General features: G+C 67.5%; 14 protein-coding genes. 7 read left to right on the forward strand and 7 right to left on the reverse strand.

All coding sequences use genetic code 11. From position 1 onward, the window contains the following. Positions 1 to 59: 59 nt before the first annotated feature. The gene (gene recQ / locus ABMC89_RS12350) at positions 60 to 2102 is read left to right on the forward strand and encodes a DNA helicase RecQ (protein ID WP_349568229.1); all 2043 of its coding nucleotides are present in this window, start codon (positions 60 to 62) and stop codon (positions 2100 to 2102) included. Positions 2103 to 2142: 40 nt separating this feature from the next. Then, entirely contained in the window at positions 2143 to 2922 is a 780-nt protein-coding gene (yaaA, locus tag ABMC89_RS12355) for a peroxide stress protein YaaA (RefSeq protein ID WP_349568230.1), read from the forward strand. Here the strand turns inward: yaaA and ABMC89_RS12360 are convergent. After that, a complete protein-coding gene (locus ABMC89_RS12360) occupies positions 2907 to 5075 on the reverse strand; it encodes a response regulator (RefSeq protein ID WP_349568231.1) in 2169 nt (722 codons plus the stop codon). The two genes, yaaA and ABMC89_RS12360, sit on opposite strands and share 16 nt — an antisense overlap. Positions 5076 to 5206: 131 nt before the next feature. Here ABMC89_RS12360 and ABMC89_RS12365 point away from each other — a divergent pair, with 131 nt between their 5' ends. The 3 genes from ABMC89_RS12365 to ABMC89_RS12375 are packed head-to-tail and all read left to right on the forward strand — an operon-like array spanning position 5207 to position 13590. Further along, on the forward strand, positions 5207 to 10630 hold the full coding sequence (locus tag ABMC89_RS12365; RefSeq protein WP_349568232.1) for an alpha-2-macroglobulin family protein: 5424 nt from the start codon (positions 5207 to 5209) through the stop codon (positions 10628 to 10630). Further along, positions 10627 to 12651 (forward strand): penicillin-binding protein 1C, encoded by a 2025-nt coding sequence (gene pbpC, locus ABMC89_RS12370; RefSeq protein WP_349568233.1) that lies wholly within the window; start codon positions 10627 to 10629, stop codon positions 12649 to 12651. The genes ABMC89_RS12365 and pbpC overlap by 4 nt, the downstream gene beginning before the upstream one ends. Before the next feature lie 27 nt (positions 12652 to 12678). Further along, positions 12679 to 13590, forward strand: a complete 912-nt coding sequence (locus ABMC89_RS12375; RefSeq protein ID WP_349568234.1) for an AEC family transporter — start codon at positions 12679 to 12681, stop codon at positions 13588 to 13590. Here ABMC89_RS12375 and ABMC89_RS12380 read toward each other — a convergent pair. Genes ABMC89_RS12380 through ABMC89_RS12400 form a run of 5 tightly spaced genes read right to left on the reverse strand, consistent with a single transcriptional unit; the run spans position 13587 to position 20749 of the window. Further along, positions 13587 to 14024, reverse strand: a complete 438-nt coding sequence (locus ABMC89_RS12380; RefSeq protein ID WP_349568235.1) for a GNAT family N-acetyltransferase — start codon at positions 14022 to 14024, stop codon at positions 13587 to 13589. The genes ABMC89_RS12375 and ABMC89_RS12380 overlap by 4 nt on opposite strands. Further along, entirely contained in the window at positions 14021 to 16063 is a 2043-nt protein-coding gene (locus tag ABMC89_RS12385) for a hypothetical protein (protein ID WP_349568236.1), read from the reverse strand. Before ABMC89_RS12385 ends, ABMC89_RS12380 begins: the two co-directional genes overlap by 4 nt. Continuing rightward, on the reverse strand, positions 16060 to 18846 hold the full coding sequence (locus tag ABMC89_RS12390; protein WP_349568237.1) for a DUF4159 domain-containing protein: 2787 nt from the start codon (positions 18844 to 18846) through the stop codon (positions 16060 to 16062). Before ABMC89_RS12390 ends, ABMC89_RS12385 begins: the two co-directional genes overlap by 4 nt. Next, the gene (locus tag ABMC89_RS12395) at positions 18843 to 19727 is read right to left on the reverse strand and encodes a DUF58 domain-containing protein (RefSeq protein WP_349568238.1); all 885 of its coding nucleotides are present in this window, start codon (positions 19725 to 19727) and stop codon (positions 18843 to 18845) included. Before ABMC89_RS12395 ends, ABMC89_RS12390 begins: the two co-directional genes overlap by 4 nt. Continuing rightward, a complete protein-coding gene (locus tag ABMC89_RS12400) occupies positions 19724 to 20749 on the reverse strand; it encodes an AAA family ATPase (protein ID WP_349568239.1) in 1026 nt (341 codons plus the stop codon). Before ABMC89_RS12400 ends, ABMC89_RS12395 begins: the two co-directional genes overlap by 4 nt. Positions 20750 to 20816: 67 nt before the next feature. On the opposite strand from ABMC89_RS12400, the gene ABMC89_RS12405 reads away from it, so the two are divergent. Both ABMC89_RS12405 and ABMC89_RS12410 read left to right on the forward strand, forming a co-directional pair. Next, positions 20817 to 21398, forward strand: coding sequence for a DUF1285 domain-containing protein (locus tag ABMC89_RS12405; protein ID WP_349568240.1), 582 nt, complete (start codon positions 20817 to 20819; stop codon positions 21396 to 21398). Between the two features lie 56 nt (positions 21399 to 21454). Further along, entirely contained in the window at positions 21455 to 22210 is a 756-nt protein-coding gene (locus ABMC89_RS12410; protein WP_349568241.1) for a hydroxypyruvate isomerase family protein, read from the forward strand. Positions 22211 to 22328: 118 nt separating this feature from the next. Here ABMC89_RS12410 and ABMC89_RS12415 read toward each other — a convergent pair whose 3' ends face one another. Further along, the gene (locus tag ABMC89_RS12415) at positions 22329 to 22943 is read right to left on the reverse strand and encodes a hypothetical protein (protein ID WP_349568242.1); all 615 of its coding nucleotides are present in this window, start codon (positions 22941 to 22943) and stop codon (positions 22329 to 22331) included. Positions 22944 to 23017 lie beyond the last annotated feature (74 nt).

Below are 23017 nucleotides of genomic sequence, written 5' to 3' on the forward strand. Positions count from 1 at the left end.
CCCCCGGCGGACCAATGTGGGAGTCCTGTCGCAACTGATTTCCTGACAGGTTCCCCCGCATGCCCGCCGCGCAAGAGCTGCTGAAAGACATTTTCGGTTTCGAAGGCTTCCGCCCCGGACAGGAAGAGATCGTCGATGCGGTCAGCGCGGGCGAAAACGTGCTTGCCATCATGCCCACGGGCGGCGGAAAATCCCTGTGTTTCCAACTGCCCGCCATGATGAACGAAGGGGTCACGGTGGTCATCTCGCCGCTGATCGCCCTGATGCGCGATCAGGTTCGCGCCCTGCAAGAGGCGGGCGTTGGCGCTGGTGCGTTGACCTCCGGCAACACCCCCGAAGAAACCGACGCGGTTTGGGAGGGGCTCGAGGCGGGAACGCTCAAGCTTCTTTACATGGCGCCGGAACGGCTGGCCTCGGGGGCGGCAATGGGCATGTTGCGCCGCGTGGGTGTGCGACAAATCGCCGTGGACGAGGCGCATTGCGTCAGCCAGTGGGGCCACGATTTCCGGCCTGACTACCTGCGCATCGGAGAGCTGCGCCGCACCCTCGATGTGCCGCTTGCGGCCTTTACCGCCACCGCGGACGCCGAAACCCGCGAAGAGATCGTGCAGAAACTCTTTGACGGGCACCCGCCCCGCGCCTTCCTGCACGGGTTCGACCGTCCGAATATCCATCTTGCCTTTGCCGCCAAGAATTCGCCGCGCGCGCAGATCCTGAACTTTGCCGCCGCGCGCCGGGGCCAGTCGGGCATCGTCTATTGCGGCACCCGCGCCAAGACCGAGGGCCTCGCCCGCGCGTTGAACGACGCAGGGCAGACCGCGATCCATTACCACGGCGGGATGGAGGCAGAGGACCGCCGCATCGCCGAGCGGCGCTTCCAGCAGGAGGACGGGCTGATCGTCTGCGCCACGGTGGCGTTCGGGATGGGCGTCGACAAGCCCGACATCCGCTGGGTCGCCCACGCCGACCTGCCCAAATCCATCGAAGCCTATTATCAGGAAATCGGCCGTGCGGGCCGCGACGGTGCCCCCGCCGAGACGCTGACACTCTACGGCCCCGACGACATCCGCCTGCGCCGCACCCAGATCGACGAAGGGCTGGCCCCGCCCGAACGCCGTACTGCGGATCACGGGCGGCTCAACGCGCTACTGGGTCTGGCCGAGGCGCTCGAATGCCGCCGCAGTACCCTACTCGGCTATTTCGGCGAGGCCGAAGTGACCTGCGGAAACTGCGATCTGTGCGACAGCCCCGCAGAAACCTTCGATGGCACCACTGCCGTGCGCAAGGCGCTGTCGGCGATGCTGCGCACCGATGAATGGTTCGGCGCGGGCCATCTGATCGACATCCTGCTGGGCGCCGACACCGACAAGATCCGCCAGCGCGGTCACGACAGCCTGCCGACATACGGCGTCGGCACCGAATATTCCAAGGGCCAGTGGCAGGCGATCTTTCGGCAGATGATGGGCCATGATCTGGTCCGGCCGGACCCCGAACGCCACGGCGCCCTGCGCATGACCGATGCGGCGCTGCCTATTCTGCGCGACGAGGCGTCGATCACCCTGCGCAGCGACACGGTGGCCTCTGCCGCCACCCGCCGCCCCGCCGTCAAGGCGATGGTCGGCGAAGAGGACGCGCCGCTTCTGTCCGCTCTCAAGGCCAAGCGCCGTGCGCTGGCCGAGGCGGCGAAGGTCCCTGCCTATATCATCTTCACCGACCGGAGCCTGATCGAAATGGCCGAACGCCGGCCCGCCACGCTCGACGATATGGCCCGGATCAGCGGCGTCGGCGCCAAGAAGCTCGACAGCTACGGCGCGGCGTTCCTCGAAGTGATCAACGGCGCGGCCGAGGCGATGCATCCCCAGCGCCGCAAGCTGGCAGGGCGCGATGCCGGATCGCTCTACGACCGTCTGATGTCGGTGCAGGTCGATCTTGCCCGTGGCCCGATGGGCACCGACCGCCCGCTCAGCTGTTCGGCCTCCCTTCTGGCGAAGGTCGCGCAAATGCGCGATCCGACCGAAGAGACGCTGGAACGTCTCCTGGGCGACCGCCGGGCCGAGAGATTTGGCGCGGCCTTTCTGGACGTCCTGCGTGACCCGGACTAGGTAGCGCCCAGACCCGAACAACAGTGACCAAGGAATTGCCATGCTCGTCGTGATCTCACCCGCCAAGAAACTGGACTGGGCCGCGCGTGACACCGGCACCACCGCGCCGGATTTCACCGAAGATGCAAATCGTCTGGTGAAAACCGCACGCAACCTCAGCCTCGGCGATCTGAAATCGCTGATGGGCCTCAGCGATGATCTGGCGCGGCTGAACCGCGACCGCTTCCAGAGCTTTGCCGAAACCCCTGACGCGGACCAGACACGGCCCGCGGCACTCGCCTTCGCGGGAGATACCTATCAGGGGCTCGAGGCCGCCACCCTCGACCCGGACGAGATGGCCTATGCGCAGGATCATCTGCGCATCCTGTCCGGTCTTTACGGGCTTCTGCGTCCGCTCGACGCGATACAGCCCTACCGGCTGGAAATGGGGAGCAAGCTGAAAACCCGGCGCGGCAAGAACCTTTATGACTATTGGGGCGCGGATCTGTCCAAGGCGTTGAACGCCCAGGCAAGCGCCACAGGCAGCGACACGCTGATCAATTGCGCAAGCCAGGAATATTTCGGTGCGGTGGACCGCAAGGCGCTGGACCTGCGCGTTGTGACGCCGCAATTCATGGAAGACAAAGGGGACGGCAAGGGCCCCAAGATCGTCAGCTTCTACGCCAAGAAAGCGCGCGGCGCGATGGCGCGCTTCATCGTCCAGAACCGGATCACCGACGCGAACGCGCTGCGCGACTTCGATCTGGGCGGATACGCCTTCGACGCCGACCGCTCCACCCCCGACACGCCGGTCTTTCTGCGCGATTATCCCACGTCCTGAACCGGTAGAACCGGCGCGGTTCCTTCCGGCTGGGCTTTCAGGATCTGCTGCTCTATCGCCGCGCGCTTCAACGGTTTCGACAGGTAGTGGTCGAGCCCCGCGTCCAGAAACGACTTGTCGTCATCGCGCAGGGCGTGCGCCGTCATTGCCACGATGGGAACGTGCCGGCCGCTCGTTTGCTCGATGCCGCGGATCTCGGCCGTGGCCTTCCGGCCGTCCATTTTCGGCATCGAGATATCCATGAAAACCACGTCCGGCCCGAAGGACCGGTAGAGCGCGACAGCCTCTTCCCCGTTCTCGGCGAATTGCAGGTCGATGTTGAGCGTCTTTACCATCTTGCTGAACACCAGACGGTTGGTTCTGTTGTCCTCCGCCGCCAGCACCCGCATGCGCCTGCCGACAGCCGGCGGGGCGTCGCTGTCGCGCGCCGGGGCAGGCAAGGCGCGCAGCGCATCCACAAGGGCGCGCCGTGGCAGCGGCTTTTGCAGCACCTGCGCGAAAAGCGTGGCGCGGCTGTCGTCCTTCAGGCCGATCAGGTTCGAGCTGATCACCAGCACCTGCGCGCGCCCCGCCACCGCCTCGGCCAGGGATGCGGCATCGACGCAGGGCGGCTTGTGTTCGGTCACGATCACGTCAAAGCCTTCGGGATCGGTATCGACCTGTGCGATCGCCTCCGCAGTGCTGCCGACACCCGCAACCGCCAAGCCGAGCTGTGCCAGCTGACGCTCCAGTATGGCGCGGTTGCCGGGGCTGTCGTCCACCACCAGCACCCGGCGAAACCTGTCGCCCAGCCCCTCGAAACCGGGTTCAGCCTCCCCCTCCGTGGAAAGCGTGAGGCTGAAGCCAAAGCACGATCCCGCGCCCTCCTCGGAGGTTACCCAGATCTCGCCGCCCATCATCTCGACCAGCCGCCTTGTGATCGCAAGGCCCAGACCGGTGCCGTCGAACTGGCGGTTGCGCTGGGTCTCGACCTGATAGAACTCACCGAAGATATGTTTGGTCATATGCGCGGGGATCCCGATGCCCGTATCTTCGACCGTGATATGCGGTGTGGCTGTTGCGCTCTGGGCGTCGGCCGTGCCGGTGACACGGATCAGCACATGCCCCCGTGTGGTAAACTTGATCGCATTGCCGATGAGGTTCGTCAGCACCTGCCGGATACGCCCCGCATCGCCGCGCAGGCGCGTGGGCATGAAAAGATCGAAGTCGAAAAGGATCTCCAGCCCCTTCTCGCGCGCCATCGGCTGCAACAGCGTGATCACCTCCTCACAGGAGTGTTCCAGATCGAAGGGTTCGTCGTAGAGCTCCAGCCGCCCGGCCTCGATCTTGGAATAATCCAGCACGTCGTTGATGATAACCAGCAGCGCCTCGCCCGAACTGCGGATCGTCTGCACGTAAAGCCGCTGTTCTTCGTCCAGCTGCGAGTCGGCCAGAATATCGGCCATCCCGACGACGCCGTTCATCGGTGTCCTGATCTCGTGGCTCATATTCGCGAGGAATGCGGATTTCGCACGGTTCGCCGCCTCTGCCTGTTCGCGGGCATCGCGCAGTTCACTTTCGTATTTGACCGTGGCGGTGATATCGAGCCCGAGCGAAACCATATCGCCGCCCGGCCCGCGCTGGTCCACCAGACGGATATAGCTTTTGTTCCACAGCCGGATCACCGTCTCTTCGGGCACCCGTTTCTGGAACCGCGACAGCATCCGCTGCCGCCAGACCGTCGGGTTCATGCCGTCCAGATCAACGATCCCCTCGTCGGTCATGGCCTGCAGGATGGTGACATAGTTCACCCCCGGCTTGATGATCTCCAGCCCGTCGAAGATGGCCAGATACGCCTGATTGGCCATGATCAGCTGGTTGTCGCTGTCGAAGAACGCGAAACCGTCCTTGATCGTCTCGATAGAGTGCCACAGCCGCCGCTCCACCAGCGCGATCTTCTCCTGCGCCGCACTCAGATCGGATTTCACCCTCTGGTTCTCGCCACGGATCGATTCGACCAATGCGCGGGTATCGGTGATCTCGTCCGTCAGCTCCCGCGCGTGGCGGCCCAGCTTGCGGTTCGCGGCAAAAAGCTCGGCTTTCTTGAGCTCCAGCATACGCTCCGCCGCCAAACGGCCGCGCCGTTCCTCGGTCAGTTTCTGCTGTAGGCTCATCCAGTTCCCTCACGCGCGCGCCGTCCCTCTCTATCGCCCGAACGCGGTAAACAGCGGATTAAGGACCAGCGGACTTGCCCGAATCTCGGCGGGCGTGCCACGCTGGGCGCATTTCAACGAAGGAATTTGCCATGTCCGGTCTTTGCCGTCTTTTGTGGTTTCTTGCGCTGTCGGTTCTGGTGTCTCTTCCCGCGCGGGCGCAGGACGCGCTGCCCGACCACCGCTACCTTGTCAGCGAGAATACGGATTTCTACGGCGCGGACCTCGGGCCGCTCTTCGACACGTCCCGCGCGGCCTGCGTCCGGGCCTGCGATTCGCAATCGGCCTGCGTTGCCTATACGTTCAACAGCCGCTCGAACGCCTGCTTTCCGAAATCCGCCCTGACCGACAGCCAGCCGTTCGAGGGGGCGATCTCCGCCCGCAAGGTGCCGACACCGGCAGCGGCCCGCGCTCTGGGCACGGCGCGCGCCGCCGAACTTTCGTTTCTGGCCCCCGATGACATCGCCGCTGCCAGTGCGCTGGTGACGACGCTTGCGAATGACACGCCGGTCGGCGATCTGCGGATCCCGGATGTGGTGGCCGCGTTCAACGCGGCGCTGAGCACGGGCAACCGCCCGGCAGCCGCACGGCGGGCAGCGCAGGCCGCCGTGATCGACGACAGCGCGGACAGCTGGCAGCGCCTTGCGTGGCTGGGTCTGCGGCCTGCGCCCGACAGCACACCGCGCGCATTGGTTAACCGGCTGCGTGCCCAGTCGGTGCCAGCCGCGATCAACGCCTATCTGCGCGCCGATACAACAGCGGCGCGGGTCACCGCGCTCGACCTGATGGCCCGCGCGTTCGAGGCCAACGGCAGGGGCCGGTCCATGATCGCCCCGCTGCGGCTCGCCGCCACGCTTGAGCCGCGCGCCGAGATCGCCGCGGCGCTGGAGACGGCCATCGGCAAATACGGCTTCCGCCTGACCGATACCCGCGTCGACAAAGACAGCGCACGCCCGCGCATCTGTGCGGTCTTTTCGGAGGATCTCGTGCAGGCGGGGGTGGATTACGCGCCCTTCGTGCGCACCGAAGATCCGACACTGTCGGTGGCCCCCGACGACCGCGAAATCTGTATCGAGGGGGTCAGCCACGGCGCGCGCTACCGCGTGACGTTCCGCAGCGGCCTGCCCGCCGCCAGCGGCGAGGTTCTGCACCGCGACACGCCCGTTACGCTTTATGTGCGCGACCGCCCCGCGACGGTGCGGTTCTCGGGCCGCGCCTATGTGTTGCCGCGCAGCGCCGATGCCGCGCTGCCGGTGGAGACGGTGAATACCGATGCGGTCGAACTGGTCCTGCGCCGGATCAGCGACAGGAACCTGCTGCGCGCCATGCAGGACAGCTATTTCGGCCGCCCCCTCAGCAAGTATCAGGAGGACGCCTTTGCCACCGACATCGCAGAGCATATCTGGACCGGCACCGGCACGGTGCAGAACACGCTGAACGCGCAGGTCACCACGCGCCTGCCGCTGGGCGATATGCTGGCCGGCCAGCGCGCGGGCATCTATGCGCTCAGCGCGTCGATCGCGGGGCAGGATCCCTACGATAATCCGGCAGCGACCCAGTGGTTCATCCTGACCGATCTTGGCCTCTCGGCGTGGTCGGGCACGGATGGCCTCTACGCGGCGGTGCGCGGTCTGGGGGATACAGGTGCGCGCGCGGGCGTCACGCTGACGCTGCTGTCGCGGGCCAATGCCGTGCTGGGCACCGCCGTGACCGATGCCGAAGGCTTCGCCAGATTTCCCGCCGGTCTGACCCGTGGCACCGGGGCCGCCGCGCCCGCCCTTCTCATGGCCGAGGAGGGGGAGACCGACGCGGCATTCCTCAGCCTGCGGGATCCCGGTTTCGATCTGTCCGACCGTGGTGTCGAAGGGCATCCGCCCAGCCCGCCGATCGACACCTTCCTGACGACCGACCGCGGCGCCTACCGCGCGGGCGAGGTGATCCATGCGACGGTCCTGACACGCGATCCGGCGGGCAAGGCGGTGAACGGCCTGCCGCTGGTCGCCGTGCTGACCCGCCCCGACGGGGTCGAGCACAGCCGCACGCTCAGCCAAGGCGCGCGCGACGGGGGCCACGTCTTTGCGCTGCCCACGGGCCCGCTTGCGCCGCGCGGCGCGTGGCGGCTGGACGTGGTCGCCGATCCCGCGATGGGGCCGCTCGCCTCGCAAACCGTGCTGGTCGAGGATTTTCTGCCCGACCGCATCACCTTCGACATGACCTTGCCGGACGCGCCCCTGCGCCTTGGCGACCGCCCGCCGCTTGCCGTTGCGGCCAGCTATCTTTTTGGCTCGCCCGGGGCGGGGCTCGCGGTCGAAGGGGAGGCGCGCCTGCGCCTGACCCGCAGTCTGGACGCGCATCCGGGCTATCTTTTCGGTCGCCACGACACGCGCTTCGACACGCGCACTGCCTACCTCGATCCCGTCACGACGGATGCGCGCGGCGCTGCAACCCTTGCGCTGACCCTCCCCGATCTGGACGAAGTGCCTGCCGCCCCGCTTGAAGCAGAGATCACCCTGCGCGTCGCCGAAGGCTCCGGTCGTCCGGTGGAACGCAGCCTGACGCGCCCCGTCGCGACGGGCGCACCCCTGATCGGGATCAAGCCCGATTTCGAAGGCCCCCTGAGCGAAGGCGCGGACGCCGCGTTCCGCCTGATCGCCACCGCAGGCGACATGCCCGTCCGCTGGACACTCAACCGGGTCGAGACGCGCTATCAGTGGTTCAGCCGCTACGGTGACTGGGATTGGGAACCCGTCACCAGACGCATCCGTATGGATAGCGGGGAGGTTACCCTCGGCCAGACCCCGACAGCGCTTGAGCTGCCCACGGACTGGGGCCAGTACGAGCTTGTGGTCGAACGCCTTGGCGCACCCTACGCGGTCAGTTCCGTCAGCTTCAGCGCGGGGTGGTACGGCGGCGGTGACGCGGCGGACACACCGGACCTGTTGCAGGTGTCGCTGGACCGCCCCGATTACGGCAGGGGCGACACGGCCACGTTGCGCTTTTCCGCGCCACAGGAGGGTGTCGCTCTGGTCTCTGTGCTGTCCAACCGTGTGATCGAACAGCGCGCTGTCGCGGTGCCGCAGGGGGATTTCGCGCTTCCCCTGACCGTGACCGAAGACTGGGGCCACAGCGCCTATGTCACGGTACAGCTTTTGCGGCCCATGGATGCCGCGGCGGACCAATCCCCGCAGCGCAGCCTCGGGCTTGCCCATGCCCGCATCCGGCCCGAGGGCAAAGAGCTGACAGTCACGCTCGACGCACCGGCAGAGGTGGACGGGCAGGCGGGTCCGCTCGACGTGCCGGTGCGGATCGACGGTATCGCTGAGGGCGCGCAGGCGCATCTGACGCTTGCCGCCGTTGACGTGGGCATCCTGAACCTCACCGGATTTGCCGCACCCGATCCGACCGATCACTATTTCGGTCAACGGCGGCTGGGGGTCGAGATCCGCGATATCTACGGACGCCTGATCGACGGGCTGAACGGAGCCATGGGGCAGGTACGCTCCGGTGGCGATGCCGCGCGGTCGGCGGGCCTGCAAGCGCCGCCCCCGACCGAGGCGCTGATGGCGGCGTTCAGCGGTCCGGTCACCGTGGGGCCGGACGGCACCGCCACTGTCCGCATCGCGCGCCCGGCCTTCAACGGGACGATCCGCCTCATGGCCGTCGCCTGGAGCGATAGCGCCGTGGGCCGCGCCGTGCAGGATGTGATCGCCCGCGATCCGGTGGTCATCACCGGCAGCGTGCCGCGCGTGCTCGCACCGGGTGACGACACCACGATGCTGCTGGAATTTGTCCACGCTAGCGGCGGCGCGGGAGAGATGCCTGTCAGCGTGCTGGCCGACGCGGGAATAGCAGTCGGCGCTTTCCCTGCCACCGTTGCCATCGATCCGGGCGGCACGGTCCGGTTGGCCGTACCGCTGAGCGCGCGGGAAATCGGCGATCACCAAATCACCGTGACGCTAAGGCCACCGGGCGGCGCGCCGCTGCAACGGGTGCTGTCCCTGCCGGTGCGCATCAACGATCCCGAAATCGCCGTCACCCGCCGCTTCTCACTCGGCGCGGGCGAGACCTTCACCTACGACACCGCCCCCTTTGCCGGTCTTCGGGCGGGCACGGCCAGTGCCACGCTGACCGCAGGGCCGCTGGCGCGATTCGACGTGCCGGGCCTTCTGCGCCAGCTCGACCGTTACCCCTACGGCTGCACCGAACAGGTGACATCGGGCGCGCTGCCCCTTCTCGGCCTCGGCGCGCTTGCGTCTGAGGCGGGTCTGGGCGCGCCACAGGACATCAAGGCCAAGATCCAGTCCGGCGTCGATCAGGTGCTCGCGCGTCAGGCCTCGAACGGGGCCTTCGGCCTTTGGCGGGCGGATGGCGGGAACACTTGGCTCGACGCCTATGTCACCGATTTCCTCTGGCGCGCGCGGGGCGCTGGGCACGATGTGCCGCAACGGGCGCTGTCATTGGCGCTGGATCATCTGCGCAACCGCGTGAATTTTGCACCGGATTTCGACAGCGGCGGAGAGGACATCGCCTACGCGCTTCTGGTTCTGGCCCGTGCGGGTGCTGCGCAGATGGGCGATCTGCGGTACTACGCCGACACCAAATCCGATGCCTTCGCAACGCCCATGGCTGCGGCGCAGCTGGGTGCGGCGCTGGCGGCCTACGGCGATCCGGCGCGCGCCGACCGGATGTTCCGCCGCGCGGCAAGCCTGCTTGCCACACCGCCGGACACCACCCGCTGGCGCGACGATTTCGGCAGCCGCCTGCGCGATACCGCGTCATTGGTCCACCTCGCGGCAGAAGCAGGCAGCACTGCCGTCGACGCCGCCAGTCTGGCGCAAACCCTGCCTTTGGCAAACCTCACGCTGTCCACGCAAGAAGCAGCACAGGTCGTGCTTGCCGCGCAGGCGCTCGGTAGCCCCAGATCAGCCTCCGGGGTCGAGATTGACGGCGCGCCCGTCCCGGCCACCCATGTGCAGCGCCTGTCTGACCGGGATCCCCGAAGCCACACGGTGCGCAATACGTCAGGCGCGGCCATCGACGTGACGCTGACGACCTTCGGTGTGCCTGTCCAGCCGCCTGAGGCGCAGGGCTACGGCTATGCGCTGACCCGGCGGCTCTTCACCCTCGAGGGGTCGGAGGTTACCGGACCCGTCGCCAGCGGCACACGATTGGTCGTGGTGCTGGAGGTGCAGCCGTTCGAGGATATCGGCGCGCGCCTGATGATCGACGATCCTCTTCCCGGCGGGCTCGAGATCGACAACCCGAACCTGCTGCGGTCGGGCGATGTTGCAGCGCTCGACTGGCTGGATGTCGCTACCCCCGAGATGACCCAGTTCCGCAGCGACCGGTTTCTGGCCGCACTCGACCACCGCTCGGCAGAGCCGGTACAGCTGGCGTACATCGTCCGTGCGGTCAGCCCGGGCAGCTATCACCACCCCGCGGCACAGGTCAGCGATATGTACCGGCCCGAATACCGCGCGGTCACCGCGACAACCCGTCTGACCGTCACCCGATGAAACGCGCCGCCGCCCTTCTTGCCGGTGCCGCTCTTGCGCTGGGGCTGGCCGCGCACAGCCGCGACCGGTTCGACAGCTGGGTTGCGGCAACGGTCCTGCCGCCGGTCCTGTCCGAAACCGGTGCCGAGGTGCGCGCCGGCGATGGCACCCTCCTGCGCGCCTTCCCGGTGGAAGACGGGCGCCTGCGTCTGGCGGTCGGCCTGCACGAGGTTGATCCGGTTTTCCTGCGGTTGCTGATCGCCTACGAGGACCGCCGCTTTTACGACCACGCGGGCGTCGATCCTCTCGCTCTTCTGCGCGCTGCCGCGCAGGCGGCGCGCTACGGACGCGTCGTGTCGGGCGGATCGACACTGACGATGCAGGTGGCGCGGCTTCTGGAAAACTCCGGTACCGGGAGTGTAGGCGGCAAGCTGCGCCAGATCCGCCTTGCGCTGGCACTGGAACGGCAGCTGACCAAGGAGCAGATCCTGTCGCTCTATCTGCTGCACGCGCCCTACGGCGGGCCGGTCGAAGGTATTCGCGCCGCGTCCCTGTCGTGGTTCGGCAAGGAACCACGCCGCCTCACGCTGGCCGAGGCGGCCTTGCTGGTCGCCCTTCCCCAGTCGCCGGAGGCGCGCCGCCCGGACCGCCACCCGGACGCCGCCCGCGCCGCGCGCGACAGGGTGCTGGCCCGCACCGGTATGGACGCCGGTGCCACGCGCGGCGATGTGCCCCGCACTCTCGGCACCCCGCGGCAGGATGCACCGCACCTGGCGGAAAGTATACGCCAGCGTATGCCGCAGCGGATCCAGCACCGCACCACTTTGGACCCAGCCCTGCAACGGCAGATGCAATCGCTCGCCCGCCGCGCCGTCGCGGGGCAGGGCGATGCGGTTTCGGCGGCGATACTGGTCGCGGACCATGCCACGGGCGACGTGCTCGCCTATGTCGGATCGCCCGATTACACCGACGGACAGCGGCAGGGATATGTCGATATGGTCGCGGCGTCCCGCTCGCCGGGGTCAACGCTGAAACCGCTCATCTACGCCATGGCCTTCGACGAAGGTCTTGCCCATCCCGACACGCTGATCGACGACGCACCGGTTTATTTCGGCCGCTACGCTCCGCAAAATTTCGACGGCGTTTTCCGGGGCAGGCTGACGGTCAGGGATGCGCTGTCGCTGTCGCTGAACATACCGCCGGTTCTGCTGCTGGACGAAATCGGCCCCGCGCGGCTGATGTCGACACTGGAACGCGCGGGCGCCGCGCCGCAGCTGCCCTCCGGCCAGCCCGGACTGGCCGTGGCGCTGGGCGGTGTGGGGCTCAGCCTGCGCGATCTGGTCCAGCTTTACGCCGCGATTGCGCAGGGCGGGGACGGACCGCCGCTTCGCATACTGCAGGATACCCACCCGAAAGATCCGCCGCACATCCTGTCGCCGGTCGCGGCGTGGCAGGTCGCGCATATACTGGCCGATATCGCGCCGCCCGCAGGGTCAGCCGCCCGCGCGGGGCAGATCGCCTACAAGACCGGCACCTCCTACGGGCACCGCGATGCCTGGGCGATCGGGTTTGACGGGCAGCATGTGATCGGCATCTGGCTGGGCCGGCCCGATGGATCACCGGTGCCGGGCGCCTTCGGGGGCGACCTCGCCGCGCCGGTCCTGTTCGAGGCTTTCGGGCGTCTCGGCTCCTTGGTGCCCCTGCCACGCCCCCCGCAGAACGCCCTGATCCTCGGCACCGCCCATCTGCCCGAACCGCTGCGCGTCTTTCGCAGCCGCAGCGCCGCCTTCGAACCCGCACCCGACGGGCCAGAGGTCACCTTCCCGCCCGAGGGCGCCACCCTGCGCCGCAGCGGCTTCGGCGTGCCGCTGAAACTGCGCGCCGGACGTCTGCCGCTGACGGTTCTCGTGGACGGCGCCCCCGTGCTGACGGGGCTGCACAGCCGCGACGCGCTGCTGCCGCTCGACGCGCCGGGCTTTGCGCGGATCGCGGTGATCGACGCGGACGGGCGCAGCGCCTCGGTGGAAATCAGGCTGGACTGACGCGGTCGCACCTGCAATCCCTGCGCCATGGAATTCCTCCTCTCTGTCCTGCCCCTCGTGCTCGTGGTCGTCGCGGGCTATGCGCTGGCCAAGACCGGCACGATCCCCCGCGGCAGTTGGGCCGCGATCGAGACGCTGTCTTTCCGTGTTCTCATTCCGGCCACGCTGATCCTCGCCATCGCGACATCGGATCTGTCGGTCGCGCGGTTCGGGGGCTTCGGCGCGACGCTGTTGATTACACTGGCGCTGGTTGCCGTGGGCACGCTGGCACTGCGGCTGTTGCCCCATCACCGTTTGTCGAACCCGTCCTTCACGACGCTCTTCCAGACAACCATGCGCTGGAACGTTTTCGTGGCGCTTGCCGCGTCAGAGCAGTTCCTGACCGGCGGCATCGCCTTGCTGGCGGTCGCCATCGCAGTGCTGATCCCGCTGATCAACATCATCTGCATTGTCGTTCTGGCCAGTTTCGGCCCGGCGCGCGCCAGTGTCAGGCGGATTTTCGGGGCCGTGGCGCGCAATCCGCTGGTGCAGGCCTGTGCCATTGGCCTCGCGCTGAACCTCTTGGATGTATCCTTGCCCGCACCGGTAGAGGACACGCTTGAAATGATCGGTCGCGGGGCGCTGGCGGTGGGGCTGCTCGCCGTAGGCGGGGGCATCAGCCTGCGCCGCCTTGCGCGGGCTGATGCCCGCGTCATCGCCGGTGCGATACTGCGCCCGCTGATCACACCCGCATTGTTCGTGGTGGTCGGATCGGCTGTCGGCCTGCCCGCTGTTCAGCTGTTCGCGGGGGTGCTGGTGTTCTCTGCCCCTGCCGCGTCGAACGGGTATATCGTCGCAAAACAGATGGGCGGGGATGCGGACCTCTACGCGGATGTGCTGACGTGGCAGGTGGGGCTGTCGCTCATGTTGTTGCCGGTCTGGGCCGCTGCACTGCTTTAGAAGCGCAGGACCATGCCGTGCTTTTCCGCGTCCGAAAATCCGAGCTTTTCGTAAAACCCGCGCGCGCCCCTCGCGGTCCCGGTCAACAGCATGAGCTTGTAGGCACCCGCGCCGCGCGCGTGATCGATGGCCGCGCGCAGCGTCATCCGGCCCAGCCCGCGCCGCTGAAACCCGGGGTCGGTCACGACGTTTTCAATCAATCCGTAGGCCCTCCCGCCCGAGGTCATGTTGGGCAAAAGATGCGCGGTCAGCATCGAGCGGATGCGGCCGTCGACCTCGGCTCCGAAAATGGCCGTGCCGGGATGGGCCAGCACAGCGGCGAAATCCCGGGGTGCGGCACTGACGGGAACCGGATCACGGGTCAGCGCCCGGTAGAGCGCGAGGGCATCGTCGAAATCCGCATTGGTCAGTCTCCGGATGTCCGGGGCGCTCACCGGCGGCCTTCGCGCAACCACGCAGCGGTGATCAGGCCCGCGCTCAGCAGCAGAACCAGCCAGCCCGGCAGGATCGGTGTCTGGCGCACATCCAGCGTCTCGTAGGCGTTGCGCGGGGTCAGGCCGATCCAGCCGCGCCCCGATGCGGGGCGGCCCGCGCGCACGTCGCGCAGGCGCGGCAAACCGTCCTCGATCCGGTGGACCCCGCCGCGCAGCGCCGCGACCTGCGGCTCCAGAACCTCGGCGCTTGCGATGGTCTCAACGAATTCGCGCGGCGCTGCGGGGCCAAGGCCGATCACGCTGACCTGATCGCCGTTTTCCAGCCGGTAGAGCCCGATTTCAGGACCGGTAAACACCGTCTCGAACCGGCCGGGGGCCGTTGGCGCAAGGTCAAGCTCGACCGTCTCGCCATCGGGGCCGGTGATGGTCAGCGGCGGGACTTCTTCGTCCAGCGTGCGGCGCTGGATGCGCATGGTCTGGCCTTCGGCGGTGGCGGTCAGGGCTTCTTCTTCGAGCTCCGGCTCCCCCATCATCCAGTGGGCCAGACGGCGCAGCAGTTCCAGTTGCGGGCCGCCGCCCTCGTAGCCGCGGTTCCACAGCCACGCATGGTCCGAGGCCAAAAGCGCCACGCGCCCTTCCTCGACCCGGTCAAGGACCAGCAGCGGGCGATCGTCGATGCCCGTCATCACTGCGTCGCCCGAGGTCTGGTTCACGTCGATCTGGCGCAGCCAGCGGCCCCAGTCGCCGTTACCGGGCAGGCCGGAGGTGACGGGGTGGCGCGCGCCAAGGTCGGACACGACCGGCAGGTACGCTTCCTCCAGAACGCGGGCCGTGGGGCTGGCGGGCAGAACCGTGCCCAAGGGCGTGCGGAACAGGCTGTCGGCGCTGGCGAAATCCGGGCCCGCCGATACCAATACCGCGCCCCCCGCGCGGACGTATTGCGCGATGTTTTCCAGATAGAGCGACGGAAGGATGCCGCGCCTTTTGTAGCGGTCAAAGATGATCAGGTCGAAATCGTCGATCTTCTCCATGAAGAGTTCGCGGGTCGGAAAGGCGATCAGCGACAGTTCGGACACCGGAACGCCGTCCTGCTTTTCCGGCGGGCGCAGGATGGTGAAATGCACCAGATCGACCGAGCTGTCGGATTTCAGAAGGTTGCGCCACGTGCGCCCGCCCGCATGCGGCTCTCCGCTGACCAGCAGCACGCGCAGGCGGTCGCGCACGCCGTTCATCTGGATGATCGCGCTGTTGTTGCGGTCGGTCAGCTCGCCCTCGGCCTCGGGCAGGGAAAAGCGGATCACGTTGCGGCCCCCGTGGGGCAGGGTGACCGGCAGTTCCAGATCCTCGCCGATGGGCACCTGGAACCGCTGTGGTTCGTCCCCGTCGATCGAGATATCGAGTGCGGCCAGTTCGGCCCCGGCCGGGGCCGCGCCCAGATCGTCGATGCGCAGGGTCAGCACCACGGGCTCTCCGATGATGGCAAAGGCCGGGGCGCCCAGAACGCTGAGGCGGCGGTCCCAATCGGTCTGCTCGCCGCTGAGAAGAACGTGGAAAGGTGCGGGCAGGTCGACGGGCAGATCGGCGTCATGGACGCGCCCGTCGGTGAGCGCGAGAACCCCCGCCACCCGCGCGCGCGGCTCTTCGGCAAGGGCGGTCGAGAGCGCGGTCATCAGTTCGGTACCGGCATCGCCCTGACCGTCGGGCACGGTGATGCGGCGCAATTCGGTATTGGGCCGGGCGGCGATTTCGGCGGCCAGCGTGTCGGCGGCGGTCAGGGTCTGGGCTTCCCGCTGGCCGAGCCGCTGGCTCGCGCTTTCGTCTTCGAGCATGAGCACGATATCGGACAGCGGCGCGCGGTCTTCGCGCTGGAACGACGGGCCCGCGATCGCGGCCAGCACCACCAGTGCCGCCAGTCCGCGCAGGCCCCAGCCCTTGAGGCCCCGCATGACCGCCAGCAGCACACCCAAGAGCGCGACGATGGCCACCGCCACCAGAAGCGGCCAGGGCACGAGCGGGTCGAAAACGATGGTCGAGGTCATTGTCCCAGCCTGTCGAGTAGCGCAGGCACGTGAACCTGATCGGATTTGTAGTTACCCGTCAGCACGTGCATGACGAGGTTGACGCCGAAGCGGTAGGCGATCTCGCGCTGGCGTTCGCCGGAGAAGCCGCGGCCCACGGGCAGCAGGGGCCCGCCGCCGCTGTTGACCGCCCATGCCGCCGCCCAGTCGTTGCCGCCGATCACCACGGGGGTCACCCCGTCATTGAGATCGCGGAAGGGCATGCCCTCGATCTGTTCGGCATTCGGATCGGAGGCTTCGACCCAGACATCGCGGCTGATGTGGCGGCCCGGAAAATCCTGAAGCAGATAGAAGGTGCGCGTCAGGACATGGTCCTCAGGGACAGGTTCCAGAGCGGGAATATCGAGCGGCGCTGCCAGCTCTTGCAGCTTGCGACCGTTCGGGCTGGAGGCGCCGAAGCTGGCGATATCCGCATCGCGGGTGTCGAAGAGGATCAGCCCGCCGGACCGCAGATAGTCGTTGAGCCGCGCATAGGCTTCGGCGGAGGGGGTCGGCTGGCTGGGGGTGATCGGCCAATAGAGGATCGGGAAGAAGGACAGTTCGTCGGTTTCGAGATCGACACCCATCGGGTTGGTAGGTTCGACCGACGTCCTGAAGAAAAGCGTGTCGCTGAGACCGGTCAGACCGGCGCGGGCGATCTCGTCGACCTGCGCGTCGCCGGTCAGCACATGGGCCAGCACCAGTTCGGTGGTCGCCGCCAGCGCAAAGGCCTCGTCCTGCGCGCCGGCTTGCGCCTGCGCTTGTGCCTCGGCGGGAACGCCCTGCACCAGCGCGAGCGCCACAAGGGCCGCGGCAGCGCGGTTGCTGCGCCGCAGAAGCCGGCCCGACAGCGACAGTGACGCCACGACATCGGCCAGCAGCACCAGCAGCGCGAGGCTCAGCAGCCACCCCGCGACGGGCTGTTCCGGTGCGACCGCAAGGCCGCGCACCGGTATCCGTGACGGCCAGGCCACCGGCTCAAGCGTCGCATCGGCGGTCAGCACGTTGCGCGCCAGCCGCTGGTCGCCCGACGCGTAAAGACCCGGAGGCAGGTCGGGGCCCGTCGGATCGGTGAGCAGCGCCGCCCCGTCGACACCGGGCAGGGTGCCGGCGTCGGACAGCGTGCCGAACCCGTCGAGCGTGCGCTGCGGGATCCATGTGCTGCCTGCCAGAGTCTCGACATCCGCCGTCGCGGCAGAGGACGAAACCGCCAGACGCTCCATCATTTCCACGAACAGACCCGACAGCGGCAGGGTCGACCATTCCGCCGTTGCCGTCACGTGGAACAGCACGATCTGCCCCTGACCGACATATTTGCGGGTGACCAGCGGCGTGCCGTCGCTGAGCGAGGCGATGACCCGTTCGGCAAGGGTCGGATCGGGTTGCGCGACCACCTGCGCGGTGACGGTTACGTCCTCCGGCACCGACAGGCCGAAGAAGGGCGAGCCGTTGGAAAACGCGGACAGGGCCTTTGGCTCACCCCAGCTCATCGCGCCCCCGACGCTGCGGCCTCCGGCGCGCAGGCGGACGGGCATCAGCGGATCCTCGTCGATGCGGCTGACGTCACTCGCAGCGATGCGCGGCCCGGCGAAGCGCACCAGCATCCCGCCGCCTTCGATCCATTCGGTCAGGGGGGCGGCCTCGGCTTCGGCCAATGTGGCGACATCGGCCAGCACGATCACATCGGGGTTCGCGGGCAGCACATCGCTGAGCGATCCGTCGATCAGATCGGCAGTCGGCGCAAGAGCCTGTTCGATGTAATGCAGCGGCGACAGCAGCTCCAGCCCCTCGCGGTTCTCGCGGGCCGAGATCAGCGCGACCTCGCGGCGTCTGAGCCCGTCATCGGTCAGCGTGCTGGCCCCGGCGGAACGCTGTCCGGCGATGTCGAAACGGGTGATCCGCGCGCGCAGTTCGGACGGCAGGACAAGTGCGGCCTCGGCCTCGGTCGCGCCCTCCGCGAAGGGAGCGGTCGCTGTGGCAAGGATACGACCGTTGCCCGCCGGATCGCGGCCCACGGCCTGTATCGTGATATCACGCGCGGGGCCGGGTGCGGCCCGCAGCGCGCGCAGTTGTACCGCGCCATCGGCGTAGGTCGCAGGCGCCATGCCCAGCACGTTGAACGCGGTCTGGTAGGCCTCGACCGTGCCGCGATCCTCGAGCGTGGCAAGCAGCGTATCGCGCCCCTCGTAGGCCAGCGAGTCGCTGAACCACAGCGTGTCGAAATCGCCGACCTCTGCCAGCGCGTCCTGCGCCCGTGCAATCATCGCTTCGCTCGGTTGCCACGGCGCGGGCGACAGACCGGCAAGGCGGTTGCGCCATGCATCCGCGGACTGGAACACCGGCGCTTCGGGGCGGGTGAGGGTCAGGAACCCGACCGTGCGGCCCTGACGGCTGGCACGGGTCAGCTGGGCGTCGATGGCCTCCTGTTGCTGGGGCCAGCGGGTGGCGCCGGCCCAGGAACCGTCGAGCACGAACAGAAGCGGGCCGTCCCCTTCGGCCTGTTCGGTCTCGGGGTTGAGGACGGGACCGGCGAGGCCCAGAATGATCGCGGCAACCGCAAGCATGCGCAGCAACAACAGCCACCACGGCGTGCGGTCCGATACGGATTCGTCGTCGCGCAGGCCCAGCAGCAGCGCCACGCCGGGAAAGCGGCGGCGTATCGGTGCGGGCGGCACGGCGCGCAGCACCAGCCACAGGATCGGCAGGGCGGCAAGCGCCAGCAACAGCCACGGCGCGGTAAAGCCTATGCCCCCCAGAACGGTCACGCCGCCACCCCGGCCCGCGCATCGAGGGCAGCGTAAAGCCACAGCAGACCGGCCTGCGCCGTAGTGTCCGTGTGGTGCACGCCGTAGTGCCAGCCGGTCAGCTGGCAGAGCGCGGCAAGCTCGGCCTTGCGTTCGGCAAGACGCTCAAGATAGCGGTCCTTGAGGTCATTGGCCTTGAGGGTTTCATGGCTGAGCGTGCCGCCAACGCTTTCGAAGATGGTGCGTCCGGTGAAGGGAAATGCCTCTTCCGAGGGATCCAGAACGTGGCACAAAACGCCGCGCACACCGCGATCGGCAGCCTTGGTCAGCGCCGTGCGCACGCCGGTCAGATCGCCCATGAAATCGGAGATGAAGACCGCGCGCGCCTGCGGGATCATGGCGCGGTGTTCGGGCGGGGCGTAATCGGCCTCGCTGTCGCGGCAGAACATTTCGGCCAGCGACAGAATCTGCGCCCGCCCCGCGCGCGGCGGAAGGGAGGTGCCGGTCAGGCCCACCCGCTCGCCGCCGCGTTCCAGCAGGATGGCGAGGGCAAGGCCCAGCACCCGCGCGCGGTCGATCTTTTGCGGCAGCCCGTCGCCGGAGGCAAAGCGCATCGACGCGCCCTGATCGACCCACATCATCACCGACTGGGCAATCTGCCATTCGCGCTGGCGCACGTATTCCACATCGCCCATGGCGGACCTGCGGTGGTCGATGGCGCGCCGGCTGTCGCCGATCTGGGCCGGGCGGTACTGCCAGAAATCGTCACCCGTGCCCGCCCTGCGGCGGCCGTGCGCGCCCAGCAGAACGGTGCCCGCCAGATGCTCTGCCCGGGCCAGAAGCGCGGGCAGGCGGGCGGCCTCGTCCTCGGAGGTGGCGCGCAGGGTGACAGGATCGTTCACGCGACGGCGGCTTTCGGCGAGGCAAGGGTTTGCGCGGTTTCCTCGATCAGGTCGAGCAGGCTGTCGCCGCGGGCGCGGGCGGCAAAGTTCAGCGCCATACGATGCGTCAGAACCGGACGGGCCATATCGATCACGTCCTCGGCCGAGGGGGCCAGACGCCCCTGCAGAAGCGCACGCGCACGCACGGCCAGCATCAGCGCCTGTGCGGCACGCGGGCCGGGGCCCCATGCGACGGTTTCGCGGACACGGGCGCTCGCACCCTCTTCTTCCGGGCGGAAGGCCCGCACCAGATCGAGGATCATTTCCACGACGCTTTCGCCGACCGGCATCCGGCGCAGCAGGCGCTGGGCGTCGATCAGCTCTCCGGCGGTAAAGACCTGCACCGACTGCGCCTCGGCCTCGCCGGTGGTGGCGATCAGGATGTCGCGTTCGGTGTCGCGGTCGGGATAGGCCACGTCGATCTGTACGAGGAAGCGGTCCAGCTGCGCCTCTGGCAGGGGATAGGTCCCTTCTTGTTCGATCGGGTTTTGCGTGGCCAGAACGTGGAACGGCATGCCGAGCGCGCGGTTCTCGCCCGCGACCGTGACGGTCTTTTCCTGCATCGCCTGCAGCAGCGCGGACTGGGTGCGCGGCGAGGCGCGGTTGATCTCGTCCGCCATCAGAAGCTGGCAGAAGATCGGCCCCTCGATGAAGCGGAAGGCCCGGGTGCCGTCGGCGGCCGTGTCCAGCACTTCGGACCCCAGAATGTCGGCGGGCATCAGGTCGGGCGTGAACTGCACCCGCTTGCCATCGAGGCCCATGACCGTCGAAAGCGTTTCCACCAGACGCGTCTTGCCCAGACCGGGCAGACCGATCAGCAGACCGTGACCGCCGCACAAAAGTGCCGTCAGCGTCAGTTCGACAACGCGTTCCTGCCCGATGAAGCGGGAGTTGATGGATTTGCGTGCCTCGCCCAGCTTTTCGCCCAGAGATTCGATCTGTGCGACCATGTCGTCCGTTGCTGTGGTGTCTTGCTGGGTCATGACTTCTCCGGCTCGGGGGTTATATCTGTAAAGCAATGTATCGCTGAATGAGGGAATGGCAAAAGCAATGAGTGGACAAAATCCCGTGACACCTTCGCCCGACAGCCTTGTCGCGTCTATTAAAGCGGCAAACACACGCGGATTGCCGCCGGTCGAGAAATGGGATCCGCCGTTTTCGGGCGACATTGACATGGAGATCCGTGCCGATGGCACATGGTGGCACGAGGGATCGCAGATCAACCGCAAGAAACTGGTCAAGCTGTTCTCGACGATTCTGATCCGCGAAGGGGAGAAGTACTTTCTCGTCACCCCGGTGGAGAAAGTCGGGATCAGGGTGGAGGACGTGCCCTTCATCGCCGTCGATTTCGAGGCGACGGGCAGCGGGTCCGACCAGCTTCTGACCTTCGTGACCAACCTCGACGACGTGACCGAAGCGGGAGCCGATGCACCGATCCGGGTGGAGCGTGACCCCGACAGCGACGAGCCGTCGCCCTATGTTCTGGTGCGGCGCAATCTGGAGGCGCGGATCGACCGCAAAAGCTTTTACCGGCTGGTCGAACTTGGCGTTCATCACGACGGATGGTTTGGCGTCTGGTCGGGCGGCGTTTTCTTTGCCATCATCCCGTCCAAGGACCTGCCCGAAGGGTGACGGTTACCCGTGGGTAACCCATTAATATTGCGTTAATTTTTGGCAAAGCGGGGCGAATGAAACCAGCGGCGAATCTGAGCCATCTCTGGCCCGAGCTTCCATTTCTCGACCGGTTCGAGGCCGCCGCCGATGCAGGTTTCGCAGCGGTCGAGGTCCTGTTTCCCTACGATGTGCCCGCGAAGGATATCCAGCAGGCGCTGGGCCGTGGCGGGCTGGAGATGATCCTGATCAACGCGCCACCGCCGAACTATACCGGCGGCGAACGCGGGTTTGCGGCTGTGGCCGGTCTGGAGGCGCGGTTCGATCATGACATGCGCCGCGCCTTCCGCTACGCGCAGGCGCTGGGGGCGGGGATGATCCACGTCATGTCGGGGCCGGGCACCGGGGCCGGGGCGCGCGAGACGATGACCGAAAACCTGCGCCGCGCGGCGCGGGCCGCCCCGCGCGGTGTGACGCTGACGCTGGAGCCGCTGTGCCCGCAGGCGCAGCCCGGATACTTCATGAACGACTACGCCCTGGCGGCAGAGATCATCGCCGCCGTGGACGCGCCCAACGTGGCGCTGCAATACGATACCTTCCACGCGCAGATGATCCACGGTGATGCGGTGGCGGTGCTGGCCGAGTATCGCGACATCGTGGCGCATGTGCAGATCGGCGACAGCCCCGACCGCAGCGCCCCCGGCACCGGTGGCGTCGATTTCGACGCCGTATTCGCGGCCCTGCGCGACAGCGGATATGATCGCTGGGTTTCGGCGGAATATACGCCGGGCGGCCCGACGGACAAAACATTGGGGTGGCTGGCGGCCTTCTGACCCCCCGCGCGATCTGTCCTGTCGCGGGGACGGTCGGCATTTCGCGGCTGACGTCTCGCATCGGGGCGGCGCGATTGGGGTGTCTGGCCGCTGACCGGATGCGCGGCGTGGCCGGTCGTCAGTCCTCTGACACATAGTTGAGTTCGCGCAGCGCCTTGCGCCGGTTCCAGTTGCTGCGCACCTGACGCGTCAGGATCGTTGTCGGGACGTAGGTGATCGTGCCGTCCTGCCCGCGCTGGCGGGAGAACTTGCGCTTGGCCACCACCAGCTTCGAGGCATGGCCCGACGCGGCACCCACGGTGATTTCGATATCGTCGGCAGTGGTGTCATCGGACAGGCCGAGCCGCTGCCGCGCGCGCCAGATCAGATCGCCGAAGCTGCCTGCATCGAGATATTCGCCACTCTTGAGCGGCCCCTGGTTGGTGCGTTTGAGGGGGGTGTCGAGATGTTCGAAAGACAGCTCCTCGCGGTCGATGACCGAGGCATTGAAGATCTCGCCGTCGACCGTGAGGCGGGCAAGTATCGCGATGATATAGATCGGCTCGGCGCCCATGTTGGAGACGATGAGGCGCGCGCGGTCATCCTCGGCCGCGCCGTGGTGGATCATGATGACGGCCTGCCGCTGGCGCACATATCCCAGATAGAGCAGTTGCAGATAGGCAAGCCACACCACCGCCGACAGGGCGGTCAACACCACCTGCAAGACGTCGCTGTTCTGGCTGATCCATTCCATCGGGGACCCCTGCGGTTGACGGGGACCAACGCGGCGGGGGCGTCAAAAGGTCCGCCGCGGCGCGGGCGGGACGG

This window comes from Sulfitobacter sp. HNIBRBA3233 (genome assembly GCF_040149665.1).
In the GTDB taxonomy this organism is placed as follows: Bacteria; Pseudomonadota; Alphaproteobacteria; order Rhodobacterales; family Rhodobacteraceae; genus Sulfitobacter; species Sulfitobacter marinivivus.

What these genes read in the sequence shown, in the direction of transcription:
- ABMC89_RS12410 (WP_349568241.1), top strand. Translation starts at nt 21,455, where the DNA reads ATGAAACCAGCGGCGAATCTGAGCCATCTCTGGCCCGAGCTTCCATTT.
- ABMC89_RS12385 (WP_349568236.1), bottom strand. Translation starts at nt 16,063, where the DNA reads ATGACCTCGACCATCGTTTTCGACCCGCTCGTGCCCTGGCCGCTTCTG.
- ABMC89_RS12375 (WP_349568234.1), top strand. Translation starts at nt 12,679, where the DNA reads ATGGAATTCCTCCTCTCTGTCCTGCCCCTCGTGCTCGTGGTCGTCGCG.
- ABMC89_RS12405 (WP_349568240.1), top strand. Translation starts at nt 20,817, where the DNA reads ATGAGTGGACAAAATCCCGTGACACCTTCGCCCGACAGCCTTGTCGCG.
- ABMC89_RS12400 (WP_349568239.1), bottom strand. Translation starts at nt 20,749, where the DNA reads ATGACCCAGCAAGACACCACAGCAACGGACGACATGGTCGCACAGATC.
- ABMC89_RS12360 (WP_349568231.1), bottom strand. Translation starts at nt 5,075, where the DNA reads ATGAGCCTACAGCAGAAACTGACCGAGGAACGGCGCGGCCGTTTGGCG.
- yaaA (WP_349568230.1), top strand. Translation starts at nt 2,143, where the DNA reads ATGCTCGTCGTGATCTCACCCGCCAAGAAACTGGACTGGGCCGCGCGT.
- recQ (WP_349568229.1), top strand. Translation starts at nt 60, where the DNA reads ATGCCCGCCGCGCAAGAGCTGCTGAAAGACATTTTCGGTTTCGAAGGC.
- ABMC89_RS12365 (WP_349568232.1), top strand. Translation starts at nt 5,207, where the DNA reads ATGTCCGGTCTTTGCCGTCTTTTGTGGTTTCTTGCGCTGTCGGTTCTG.
- pbpC (WP_349568233.1), top strand. Translation starts at nt 10,627, where the DNA reads ATGAAACGCGCCGCCGCCCTTCTTGCCGGTGCCGCTCTTGCGCTGGGG.
- ABMC89_RS12415 (WP_349568242.1), bottom strand. Translation starts at nt 22,943, where the DNA reads ATGGAATGGATCAGCCAGAACAGCGACGTCTTGCAGGTGGTGTTGACC.